This is a genomic window from Prauserella alba (assembly GCF_024171735.1).
Taxonomy (GTDB): domain Bacteria; phylum Actinomycetota; class Actinomycetes; order Mycobacteriales; family Pseudonocardiaceae; genus Prauserella; species Prauserella alba.
The window spans coordinates 315,992-327,311 of record NZ_JAMTCH010000004.1 but is presented as its reverse complement, the minus strand read 5'-3'; the positions used below and the strand labels follow the sequence as shown (position 1 = coordinate 327,311).

Sequence of the window (11,320 nt, the reverse complement as noted above, 5' to 3'; positions counted from 1 at the left end):
GGGGACGGGCGCAGCGGGGCCGGGCAGCGGGTGGGCCGGGCACGACGGCGTGGGCGGGCCGGGGCGTCAACCGTCGGCGTGGGGTTCGGACGCCGTCGACCCTTCGAGGCCGGCGGCGTCCGTGTGCTCGTGGTCGTCGGTGCCGGTTCGGTGGGGTGTTCCGCTGTCGGCGGAGTCGTCGGCGCCGACGGCCGTGCGTGGTGTGGGCACGGAGCGGCGCCGCGCCCAGCGACGCCTGCCGAGTTCCATCCCGGCGGGAACGATGAGGGCGATCCCGAACCCCAGCACCACGCCCTTGAGGGGATCGGTGGCGAAGCTGACGCCACCGATATAGCCGACGGCGACGCAGTACAGCGCCCAGATCGCGGAGCCGACGGCGTCCAGCGCCACGAACCGCCGCCACGGGTACCGGACGTAGCCGGGTGCCAGCGCACCGGTCAGCCTGCCCCCGGGAAGGTGGCGTCCCGCGATGATCAGCAGGGCTCCGTGCCGGTGCGTGGCTCGCCAGGCCCGCCGATGCCGTGGACGTCCCCGGTCGCTCCGTTGCAGCCAGGCCAGGATGCGCGGCCCAGCACGCTTGCCGACCCAGTAACCGACGCAGTCGCCGGCCAGCGCGGCGATCGTGGTCGAGACCAGTAGCAACGTGAGCCGCATCGGGTCGCCTGCGACGAGCACGGCGATCGCGACGACCGCCGACCGGCTCGGCAGGAACGGCACCAGCGGGTTGGCCGCGGTGATCAGGAACAGGACCAGCCAGAGCCACGGTGAGTCGACGCTGGACCGGAGCCACTCGATGATGGAGTCGAGCAGCTCAAACATGGTTCGGTCGGAACCACGCGGCAGTGAATCCCAAGCGGAGCTCGTCCACAACGGATGGTTCGGTGGAGGTGCCGCCGCTCCGGGTTCTTCTCGACCCGTCCGGCGCTGACCCTGGTGCCGTGACGTGTGCGGGCATCGGCCACTCCAAGCTGTGCGACGAGAAGGCGGCTCCGATGTTGGCACGTCGAGGTGCGGGTGACGACGATTTCGGCCGGATCTCGGGGTAAATATCCGGGATCTCCTACCGTCGCCGTGGTCCGAACCAGTGGCTTCTCCGGGTGGCCGGAAGCAGGACTGCGCCGACGAGCACAGCTGCTCGCCGGCGCCGTTCCCTCGATGGGATTAGTGGTTGACACCTAGGAGCTGCCCGGGCCCCGGTCGCTCGTCCATGGGGACGGCGAAACCGCGGGATCACCGCAGGGCTTCCGCCGTCGCGTCGGCCGGCTCGCCGTCGCGGGCCACGATGCGGCCGCCGCGAACGACCAGGTCCGGCGGGGGCGTGTCCACGACGATCTGCGGCAGGCACTCGCCGCGGGCCAGGACGAAGTCGGCGGGAGAACCGGGCGTGAAATCGACGCGGGGCAGGCCGAGGACGTCGGAGCCGTCGTGGGCGCCGACGAGATAGCAGCGTTCCAGTTCGTCGTCCGTGCGTGCGCCGGTGACCCGGCCCAGCTGATGTGCCCGGTGCAGCATGTCGGCGTTGCCGAAGGGGCTCCACGCATCGCGTACCCCGTCGGTGCCGAGGCCCACGCGCACGCCGTGTTCGCGGAGGACCCGGGAGGGAGAGGGCGCCACCGTCGTCAACGCGATGTCGAGGCCGCTCAGCTCGGCCGCGATCGCGTCGAGTTCGCGCTCGTCGAGGTCGACCAGGCAGAAGACGTGGCTGATGGTCACCTTGCCCTGTAGGGACAGGGCCCGGGTGCGGTCGATGACGGCGCGCAGTGTCTCCGTGCCGGCCGCGCCCCGGTCGTGGAGGTGGATGTCGATGCCCAGTCCGTGCAGATCGGCGAGGTCGAAGAGCAGGTCGAGCTGGTCGTCGAGGGCGTGGTCGAAGTCGATCGGGTCGATGCCGCCGATCAGGTCGATCGTGCCGGTGCGTGCGGCCTCGTCCAACAACTCCGCCGTGCCGGGGGTGCGGATGACCCCGTGCTGCGGAAACGCCACGATCTCGACGTCGAGCGCATGCCGCAGCTGCTGCCGGACCGCGGCGACCCCTTCGACGCAGGCGAGGTCGTATGCCGGCGCCACGTCGGCATGGGCACGCATGGCGCGGGTCCCGCGGGTCACGGCATGGGACATGAGGCCGTGGGCGCGTTCCGCGACGGTGCGGTCCTGGCTGCGGAAGAGTTCCGCATCCTGCTCGGAGTAGTCCGCAATGCCCTCGGCGGGCCTGCGCGACACCCAGGGGCCGCCCCACGTGGTCTTGTCGGGGTGGATGTGCGCGTTGACGAGCGTCGGGAGCATCACGCGCCCGCCCCCGTCGACGATCCGGGCGTCGGCGGGCGCCGGGTCGGCTGTGAACCGGCCGTCGACCACCGTGAGGTCCACGGGTGCTTCGGCGCCGAAAGGGCGAACGTTGCGGAAGACCGTGGGGTGGCCGGGGGCGGCGGCTGCGGCGTTCGGCCGGCCGTCGTCGTACCTGGGCGGCAGCATGCGGGCTCCTTGGTCGGGCGAGGGGGCTCGGAGTTCACGTTCCGGGGCGGTCCGCGATCGGCTACGGCTTCCCGACATGCGAGGTGAGCCGACGGCGCCATGTTTGTATACCAACAGCGGTTCCACGGCAAGTGGCGAGGATCGTGACAACTGGTGTACGTCAGGATATTGGTCGCGTAAACCGATCGCGGTGGCTTCTTGGTATACGAACCGTCAGCGGTCGCCGAAGAGGGAACGCAGCGCCACGGATCGGCTGTCGCGGACGTGCAGCAGCGTGGCGGCGGCCGCGGCCTCCTGGTCGCCCGCTGCGATCCGCTGGAACATCTCCGCGTGCTGGGCCCGCATGTGCGCCGGTTCCTCGCGCAGTCCGAACAGCAGCTGCAACTGGCCGTTCAGTTGTTCCATGGTCCGGGTGAGCAGCGGGTTGCTCGCCAGCGCGACGATGCGGTGGTGGAAGGCCGTGTGCGCCGTCACTTCGAGCGCGCCCTGGCCCGCGGCGGCCGCCTGTTCGGCATCGCCGAGCGCACGTTGCAGGGACGCGAGGAGTTCCGGGGCGTCGGCAGCCGCCCGCGCGGCGAGCCGCGATGCCTGGACCGCGAGTGGTTCCCACACCTCGTAGAGGTGCTGCACATCGGTGCGGGTCAGGGTTCGGACCCGCACCCCGCTGTTGGGGAGCAGTTCCAGCATGCCGTCGGCGACCAGCGAGCGCAGCGCTTCCCGCACGGGCACACGGGACATGCCGAGCTCCTCGGCGACTTCACGCTCGACGAGGCGGACGCCCTGTTCGTAGCGGCGGTCGATGATGCGCTGCCGCACGGCTTCCCGTGCCCGCGCGCTCATCGAGGTGAACTCGCCGGTGTGCGAGCGGGCCGTACGGGCCGTCGTGCTGTCCTCCACCGCAACCGTCCTCTGCTCGGGAAGCCTTCGGACGAGGATAGAGCCACGGCCTCGCCCATCTTCCTTCGGCGGGAACCCGTCCGGCCCGCGTGATCAGAGGATCTGCCGATCGCGTCGAGGTAGTGGACTCGGTCCCCTTCCAGGACGGACGGGTGTGCCACGGCACCGGTGGCTGCGTGCAGTCCGTCGAGGTGGGCAGAGACGGAGGGGTGCTGTCGAAGGCGCGTGCAGGACTCCGCCGTTGCGAGCCGCGCAAGCGATGCCTTCCCGGCCTGCGGTGCCGGGCAGGCATCGTCGCGACCCCGGACCGTTCTGCGAAGCGACGCCCCCGACAGCGAACACCCCGGAGCTCAGCTGCGAGGAACCTCCGCGGGCTCGACCTCGACGCGCTGCTCCGCGGGCACGTCTTCCTGCTGCAGCAACGGGCTGCCCGCGGTTTCCTTCATCGTGAAGGCCGCGACCAGGCCGATGGTCGCAGCGACCATCAGATACGGGCCGGGCACGAGAGTGCTGCCGGTTGCCGAGATCAGCACCGTCATCAGGTAGGGGACCGTGCCCGCGAACAGGGCGGCGATCACGTTGTATGAAATGGACAGTCCGCCCTGGCGTGTGCGGGTCGGGAAGATCTCGGCGGACCACACCGCATAGGTGCCCAGGATGGCGGCGAGTACGATGCCGAGCGCGAGCCCGCCGACCCATGTGCCGACGAGTCCGGTGTGCATGAGCAGGTACGCGGGGGTGGAGAGCACGAACAGCGCGATGCCCGCGCCGATCAGCACCGGCCGGCGCCCGAGGCGGTCGGACAGTCGGCCGAAGGCCGGTACGAGGGCCAGGCCGATGAGCGAGATCACCGTGGACAGCAGGGCGGCATTGCCCGCGGAATGGCCGAGGTGATCGGTCTCGTAGGTGATCAGGTAGGTGAGGATCGCATAGAACGGGACGTGCATCATCGTCATCACCCCGGACGCCTGGAGAAGCTCCTTCTTGTTGTTGCGGAAGAGCTCCCGGACCGGGCTGCGGGGAACGTTGTCGGTCGCTTCGAGCGCGCGGTACTCAGGGGTGTCCTCGATCTTGGAGCGGATGATGAACCCGACGATCCCGAGCGGCGCGGCGATGAGGAACGGGATCCGCCAGCCCCAGCTGGTGAGCTGCGCCTCGGTGAGGCCCGTCGACAGGAGGAAGAACACGAACGATCCGGCAAGGAACCCCAACAGGGAGCCGACTTCGAGCCAGCTGACGCCGAACCCGCGACGACGGCGCGGTGCGTACTCGGCGAGGAAGCTTGCCGCACTGCCGAACTCGCCACCGGCGGCGAACCCCTGCAGCAGCCGTAGGAACACCAGCGCCAATGGTGCGGCGATGCCGATCGTGGAGTAGCCGGGCAGTAAGCCGATCACGAGCGTTGCCCCGGACATCACGAAGATGACGATGGACAGCGTGCGCTTGCGGCCGATGCGGTCGCCGAGTGGGCCGAAAACCAGGGCGCCGATGGGTCGAATGCCGAAGGACACGGCGAACACGCCGAACACGGCCAGCAGTCCGGCGGTCGGATCGTTCGCCGGGAAGAACACCGTGGCGATGGTGCTCGCGAGATATGCGTAGGCGGCCCAGTCGAACCAGTGGACGAACACCCCGACTGCGCCGGCGGCGACGCTGCGTCGAAGCGTCGTGGGATCGGCGAACGCTTCCGCCAGTTGCTCGCCGGTGGAATCTTGCGTGGTCATGATGCCTCCTTGCATACGGACGGTCACGCGGATGGGCCGCCGGTCAGCGCCCTTGGGGTGGTGAGCGCGCCGAGCTGCTCGTCGGTGAGCAGCCGGCGTTCGCGGACCAGTTCGAGCGCTGGTCGGCCGGTGCGATGGGCCTCGACCGCGACGGCGCAGGCCGTTTCGTAGCCGAGGGTCGGACTGAGCGCGGTGACCACGCCGGTCGACGTTGCGACGACGTTCGCGAGGCGTTCGCGGTCCGCGGTGATCCCGCGGACGCAGCGCCCGGCGAGCACCCCGACCCCGGCGGTGAGGTGGTCCAATCCGGCGGTCAGCGCGCGGGCGATGATCGGTTCGAAGGCGTTGAGCTGCAGTTGACCACTTTCGGCTGCGAGCGTGACGGTGACGTCGTTGCCTATGACCTCGAACGCGATCTGGTTGATCGCCTCGGGAATGACGGGATTGACCTTGCCCGGCATGATGGACGAGCCGGCCTGCCGAGCGGGCAGGGTGATCTCGCCGAGTCCCGCCTGCGGTCCCGAGGACAGTAGCCGCAGGTCGTTGCAGATCTTGGAGAGCTTGACCGCGACGCGTTTGAGCACCCCGGACAGCTGCACGAAAACGCCGACGTCCTGGGTGGCCTCGATGAGATCGTCGGCAGACACCAGTGTCGGGATGCCGGTGAGGTTGCGCAGGTGCGCAACCGCGCGTTCACGGTAGCCAGGGCGGGCGTTGAGGCCGGTGCCGATCGCCGTGCCCCCGATATTGAGTTCATGCAGGAGGAGCCTGACCTCGGCGAGCCGCTGCTCATCCTCGGCCAGCGTGGCGGCGTAGGCGCCGAACTCCTGCCCGAGTGTCATCGGTACGGCGTCCTGTAGCTGGGTGCGGCCCATCTTGACGATGTCGGCGAACTCCAGCGCCTTGGCGGAGAACGCTTCCCGCAGGTCGGCGAGCGCCGCGAGCAGCTCGGCGAGATGGCCGTCCAGCGCGAGCTTCACCGCGGTGGGGTAGACGTCATTGGTGCTCTGGCCCAGGTTGACGTGGTCGAGCGGGTGCAGCGCCGCGTAATCGCCACGTTCGAGGCCCAGCAGTTCCAGCGCGCGGTTGGCGATGACCTCGTTGGCGTTCATGTTGGTGGAGGTTCCCGCGCCGCCCTGGATCAGGTCGACGACGAACTGGTCATGCAGCCGCCCGTTCCTGATCTCGGCACACGCTTTCGTGATCGCCTCGGCCGGTTTGTGGGCGAGCGCTCCGACCTCGAGGTTCGCAGCGGCGGCTGCCTGCTTGACCGTCGCCAGTGCGGCGACGAGGTGCGGGCGCTCCGCGAGGCGTTCGTGCGTGATCGGGAAGTTGACGAGTGCGCGTGCGGTGTGAGCGCCGTAGTAGACCTCGGCGGGGACGTCGATCTCGCCGAGCATGTCGTGCTCGCGGCGGGACGTGGTCATACTGCCACCCGGTCGATCCCGGTCCAGGCGAGTGCGATCGCACCGTCGAGCAGGGCGCGCTCGGCCGTTCCTCCGACGCAGTACGCGGCGAACTCGCGCTGGTGGTTGATCGCAGGCAGGGAACCGATGCCGAGATACGGGTGAATGGCCGGCACGACCTGGGAGACGTTACCCATGTCGGTGGATGCCCGGTTCATTCGCGCCGCGGTCCCGTCCGGGGCGAACTCTCGGCCGAGCTCCACCGCGTTGGCACGATATGCGGCGAGGGCCGTCTCATCCGCGCGGAACTCGGCGTAGGGCTTGCTTTCCGGTTTCACGGTCAGTTCGCAACCTGTCGCCAGGGCGCCGGCTTCGAACGCACGCAGCACGCGTGGTTCCAGCTCGGCCAGTTCGGCGAGGGTTTCGGCGCGGACGTACCAGCGCCCGGACGCGTGTTCCGGGATGGCGTTGGGCGCGTCGCCGGCGTGTGTCACGACGCCGTGCACCCGTGCCGACGAGGGGAGCTGCTGGCGCAGCAACCCGATGGCGACCTGGGCCACCGTGAAGGCGTCGGCGGCGTTGGTACCGGCTTCGGGGTAGGCGGCGGCGTGTGCGGACTTGCCGCGGTAGGAGATCTTCGAGTGGCTCACGGCGAACGGCCGCGCTTCGGCCACGTCCACCGGTGCGGGGTGCGCCATCATCGCCAGGTCGGTTCCGGCGAACGCACCACGGTCGAGGAGCTCGATCTTCCCGCCGCCGCCCTCCTCGGCCGGCGTGCCGTACACCTCGACGGTGAGCCCGGCTTCGTCGGCCACTTCGGCCAGGCCGAGGGCGGCCCCGATCGAACTGGCCGCGATCAGATTGTGGCCGCATGCGTGGCCGAGGCCGGGTAGCGCATCGTACTCGGCGCAGAGCGCGATCTTCGTCGGACCGCTGCCGAAGCTCGCGTGGAAAGCGGTGTCGAGGCCCAGGTACTTCGGCGTCACGGCGAACCCGGAGCGGTCGAGCAGTTCCGGCACCATGGCGGCGGCGCGGTGTTCTTCCCAGGCGGTTTCCGGGTCCGCGTGCAGCCGTTCCGACAGCCGGATCAGCTCTGCGGTGTGCTGATCGATCGCGCCGCGCGCGGCCGTCTTCAGCGACGTCATCATTCGTCTCCCGGAACGCCGTACGAGGGCGCCGACGCCGGGTCGAGGCCGCGGGTGACGTAGTCGTCCCGAAGGGGGAGCCACACGTCGACCAGTTCGGCGAGCCGGTCGACCGGGTCGTCGGCCCAGTCGACGCGCAGGTCCGTGACCCGCCATTCCACATCGGACACGACGACGACACCGGCCGACCGCACCGGGCCGGCCTCCCCGCCCGCGGCGAGGCCGGCCTGCAGGGCTGCGACGAGCCGCTGCTCCAGCTCGCCGCTGGAGGAGCCGAACGCGTCCGACATCTCCTGCGGAATGTGCTCTCCCGCCAGCATGTTGCCCGCGGCCACCACTCCGTCTGCGGTGGCGGACGCGTGCTTGCCGAGCGTTCGGGCGCCGTTGTAGGCGAATCCAGGGCCGGTACGACCGAGCACGGTCAGCTGGCGGTATTCGACGTCGTCGGTCGTCGCGGAGACTCCGGCGAGTGCCTGCTCGGCGTCGCCGTGTTCGGTGAGCGCGTCGAGCAACCGGGTGCCGAGTCGGGGGTCCGTTATGTTCTGCGAAGCGGCGGCGCCGATGCCTGGCCGCAGGTGCGCGACCCGGGCCGCCACGGCAGGGCTGGACGAACTTGCTGCGATTCCGAAGCGCACGGTGCCGCCGGAGATGTCGCGGGCGACGATGGAAAAGGTCACTGCTGCTCCTCGTTCGGGATCACGGCGATGGCGTCGATCTCGCACAGCCACTCCGGCCGCGCGAGCGCCGAGACGATCACTCCGGTGGAGATCGGATGCACGCCTTTGGTCCAGCGACCGACCACCCGGTAGACGTCCTCGCGGTAGCGGGGGTCGATCAGGTAGATCGTGAGCTTGACCAGGTGTTCCATCCGGCTGCCCGCTTCGTGGAGCAGCATTTCGATGTTGGCCATCGCCTGCTCGGCCTGCGCACCGGCGTCCCCGATTCCGATGGACTTGCTGGTGTCGAGGTCTTGCCCGATCTGCCCGCGGACATACACGGTCCCGTTCGCGACGACGGCCTGACAGAGGTCGTTGTCGAGGTTCTGTTCGGGGTAGGTGTCACGCGTGTTGAACGGGCGGATGCGCCGGTGGACAGTCACTTCTCGGCCTCCCGTGGATTTGCTGGGTTCCCGGCCCCGCTTCGAGACGGGGACCGACTCAGCCTGACGTCCGCCTCGGTGTTCTGTCGAGTAGATGTTTTGGAACCAATGAATCGGAAAATCAGATGCTCCGGTCATCGGAAAATCAGATCTTCAAGCCCGGAAACATCTGTTGGACACGACCAAGTTCACGCATGACGATCCAGAGGACGTACCCAAGCCAGGGGCCGGAAATCGGCCCGCCAGCTGTTTCGGAGCGGAGGTCTGGATGTCGAGCCAAGAGGTGGAGGCCCTCATCGTGGGAGGAGGGCAGGCCGGGCTGGCGATGAGCGAGCACCTGAGCGAGCAGGGCGTGCCGCACCTCGTGGTGGAGCGGGATCGGATCGCCGAGAAGTGGCGGTCCGGGCGGTGGGACTCACTGGTCGCGAACGGGCCGGCATGGCACGACCGGTTCCCCGGGATGGAGTTCGTCGACGTGGAGCCGGACGGCTTCGCCTCGAAGGATCAGGTCGCGGACTACTTCGAGGCGTACGCGGAGAAGATCGCCGCTCCGGTAAGGACCGGGGTCGACGTCACAGCCGTACGCAAGAAGGAGGGCGAGCCGGGCTTCCACGTGGAGACCACCGACGGGACGTACGACGCCCGCTTCGTCGTCGCCGCGACCGGGCCGTTTCAGCGGCCGGTGATCCCACCGATCGTGCCGCGAGACACCGGCCCGGTGCAGCTGCATTCGAGCGACTACCGGAACCCGCGCGAGCTGCCCGAGGGTGCGGTGCTCGTCGTCGGCGCCGGCTCGTCGGGCGTGCAGATCGCCGAGGAACTGCGCCGTGCCGGCCGACGGGTGTACCTGTCCGTCGGGCCGCACGACCGGCCACCGCGCCGGTACCGCGGCGAGGACTTCTGCTGGTGGCTGGGTGTACTCGGGAAATGGAACGCGGAAACCCCGCCGCAGGGCGCGGCCCACGTGACCATCGCGGTCAGCGGCGCACGCGGCGGATCCACGGTGGACTTCCGCGAGCTGGCCGGAATCGGCATCGACCTGGTCGGCATGACCAGCTCGTTCGAAAACGGCACCCTCCGCTTCGCGGACGATCTCGGGACCAACATCGCCCGCGGCGACGCGAACTACCTGGCACTGCTCGACGAGGCTGACGCCTACGTTGCACGCAACGGCCTGGATCTCCCGGAAGAGCCGGAAGCGCGTGAGCTGGGCCCCGACCCGGCGTGCGTCACGGACCCGATCCGGGAGCTGAACCTCGCCGAAGCCGGCGTCACCTCGATCGTGTGGGCCACCGGATTCGCCAACGACTACGACTGGCTGCAGGTCGACGCGTTCGACGAGAACGGCAAGCCTCGCCACCGCCGCGGCGTCTCCACCGAGCCCGGCGTGTACTTCATCGGCCTTCCGTGGCTGGCGAGTCGCGGCTCGAGCTTCATCTGGGGCGTGTGGCACGACGCCAAGTTCGTGGCCGACCACATCGCCATCCAACGCGGCTACCTTCGGCGTTGATTCGTACGGCCGGGCGGAGATCCGTCCCGTCCGGCCGCACGGTCAGAGGGTGTAGCGGGCGCGGCACAGTGAACGGAACTCCTGTGCCCGTCGGGTGAGCCGAACTCCGTGCACCCAGGCGGTGACGATGTCGAGCGACTCGACGTCGTCCCGCAGCGCCAGCGGAGCGACGCCGGCTCCCGCGTAGGTCGAACTCGCGGGCGGGCGCTGGTTGAGGAGTGCGAAGCCGTGTCCGTAAGCGACGAGTGCCCGCACCGTCTCGTATCCCCGGGTGCGATGACGCACGCGCGGCTCGATGCCGACGCTGTGCAGGACCGACTGCAGGTATTCGCGACTGTGTGGCAGATCGAGCAGTACCATCGGCTCGTCGGCCAGTTGCGAGAGCCACACCTTGCCACCCCGGCTGCGTGCCAGCGGATGGTCCTCGGCGACGAGCACGTACGGAGCCGCGGTGCCCACGACCTCCCGATCGATGTCGTCGTCCAGGTCATAGCCGTACAGCAACGCGAGTTCGGTTTTACCGGAACGCAGTGCGGTCTTGAGCGCCTGGTGCTCGTTCTCGAGCAAGGACACGTGTACCCGCGGATGCCGCGCCTCGAACTCGGCCAGCAGTTGTGGGAGGCGGAACGGCGCGAGCGTCGAGAAACAGCCGACCGTCAGCGTTCCGACCAGCTCGGTACCGGACTGGCGCGCGGTCTCGACGAGCTCGGTGCCGTGCGCGAGAAAGTCCAGAACCCGTTTGTAGAATTCCTCGCCCGCGGTGGTCAGGCTGAGCCCGCGGGCGTGGTGGCGCAGTAGGAACTGCACGCCCATCTCTTTCTCCAGCTGCGCGATCGCCGTTGACACGGCCGACTGTGAGACCACCAGCTCCTTCGATGCGGCGGTCATGCTCAGCTGCCTCGCAGCCGACTCGAAGTAACGCAGCTGCACGAGAGTAAACGACGGCTCACTCATTCGGTCATCCTGCCTCGCGTGTGGGGCTTCTGGCGAACTGGCCAGAAGCTGGGGTGAGTGTCCACCCCGGCGTCCCCGCGGATATCCGTGGGCCGCGACACCGCCGCCCTCCT

The 11,320-nt window shown here is 69.2% G+C and carries 10 protein-coding genes; 1 reads left to right on the top strand and 9 read right to left on the bottom strand.

Features of this window, described 5'->3' with window-relative positions:
- Window positions 1-66 precede the first annotated feature (66 nt).
- The 8 genes from LY12_RS10480 to LY12_RS10445 all read right to left on the bottom strand — a co-directional run bounded on the left by LY12_RS10480 (window position 67) and on the right by LY12_RS10445 (window position 8,743).
- Window positions 67-819: a DedA family protein gene (locus LY12_RS10480; RefSeq protein WP_253855512.1), complete on the bottom strand. Its 753-nt coding sequence runs from the start codon at window positions 817-819 to the stop codon at window positions 67-69.
- A 411-nt stretch (window positions 820-1,230) separates the two neighbouring features.
- A complete protein-coding gene (locus LY12_RS10475) occupies window positions 1,231-2,472 on the bottom strand; it encodes an amidohydrolase (protein ID WP_253855510.1) in 1,242 nt (413 codons plus the stop codon).
- Between the two features lie 213 nt (window positions 2,473-2,685).
- Window positions 2,686-3,369: a GntR family transcriptional regulator gene (locus LY12_RS10470; protein ID WP_253855508.1), complete on the bottom strand. Its 684-nt coding sequence runs from the start codon at window positions 3,367-3,369 to the stop codon at window positions 2,686-2,688.
- A 350-nt stretch (window positions 3,370-3,719) separates the two neighbouring features.
- Window positions 3,720-5,093 carry an MFS transporter gene (locus LY12_RS10465; protein WP_253855506.1) on the bottom strand — a complete coding sequence of 458 codons (1,374 nt, stop codon included), beginning with the start codon at window positions 5,091-5,093 and terminating at the stop codon, window positions 3,720-3,722.
- Between the two features lie 23 nt (window positions 5,094-5,116).
- The gene (locus LY12_RS10460; RefSeq protein ID WP_253855504.1) at window positions 5,117-6,520 is read right to left on the bottom strand and encodes an aspartate ammonia-lyase; all 1,404 of its coding nucleotides are present in this window, start codon (window positions 6,518-6,520) and stop codon (window positions 5,117-5,119) included.
- The gene (locus tag LY12_RS10455) at window positions 6,517-7,644 is read right to left on the bottom strand and encodes a M20 family metallopeptidase (RefSeq protein ID WP_372493519.1); all 1,128 of its coding nucleotides are present in this window, start codon (window positions 7,642-7,644) and stop codon (window positions 6,517-6,519) included. Before LY12_RS10455 ends, LY12_RS10460 begins: the two co-directional genes overlap by 4 nt.
- Window positions 7,644-8,321, bottom strand: coding sequence for a DUF1028 domain-containing protein (locus LY12_RS10450; RefSeq protein WP_253855500.1), 678 nt, complete (start codon window positions 8,319-8,321; stop codon window positions 7,644-7,646). Before LY12_RS10450 ends, LY12_RS10455 begins: the two co-directional genes overlap by 1 nt.
- Window positions 8,318-8,743, bottom strand: coding sequence for a RidA family protein (locus LY12_RS10445; protein WP_253855498.1), 426 nt, complete (start codon window positions 8,741-8,743; stop codon window positions 8,318-8,320). Before LY12_RS10445 ends, LY12_RS10450 begins: the two co-directional genes overlap by 4 nt.
- 268 nt (window positions 8,744-9,011) lie before the next feature.
- On the opposite strand from LY12_RS10445, the gene LY12_RS10440 reads away from it, so the two are divergent.
- On the top strand, window positions 9,012-10,253 hold the full coding sequence (locus LY12_RS10440) for a flavin-containing monooxygenase (RefSeq protein ID WP_253855496.1): 1,242 nt from the start codon (window positions 9,012-9,014) through the stop codon (window positions 10,251-10,253).
- Window positions 10,254-10,295: 42 nt separating this feature from the next.
- On the opposite strand, the gene LY12_RS10435 is transcribed toward LY12_RS10440, so the two are convergent.
- A complete protein-coding gene (locus LY12_RS10435; RefSeq protein WP_253855494.1) occupies window positions 10,296-11,207 on the bottom strand; it encodes a LysR substrate-binding domain-containing protein in 912 nt (303 codons plus the stop codon).
- Between the last annotated feature and the right edge of the window lie 113 nt (window positions 11,208-11,320).

Excerpts from the sequence above, each read along its gene's own strand:
- LY12_RS10480 (WP_253855512.1), bottom strand. The coding sequence starts at position 819 with ATGTTTGAGCTGCTCGACTCCATCATCGAGTGGCTCCGGTCCAGCGTC.
- LY12_RS10475 (WP_253855510.1), bottom strand. The coding sequence starts at position 2,472 with ATGCTGCCGCCCAGGTACGACGACGGCCGGCCGAACGCCGCAGCCGCC.
- LY12_RS10465 (WP_253855506.1), bottom strand. The coding sequence starts at position 5,093 with ATGACCACGCAAGATTCCACCGGCGAGCAACTGGCGGAAGCGTTCGCC.
- LY12_RS10460 (WP_253855504.1), bottom strand. The coding sequence starts at position 6,520 with ATGACCACGTCCCGCCGCGAGCACGACATGCTCGGCGAGATCGACGTC.
- LY12_RS10455 (WP_372493519.1), bottom strand. The coding sequence starts at position 7,644 with ATGACGTCGCTGAAGACGGCCGCGCGCGGCGCGATCGATCAGCACACC.
- LY12_RS10440 (WP_253855496.1), top strand. The coding sequence starts at position 9,012 with ATGTCGAGCCAAGAGGTGGAGGCCCTCATCGTGGGAGGAGGGCAGGCC.
- LY12_RS10435 (WP_253855494.1), bottom strand. The coding sequence starts at position 11,207 with ATGAGTGAGCCGTCGTTTACTCTCGTGCAGCTGCGTTACTTCGAGTCG.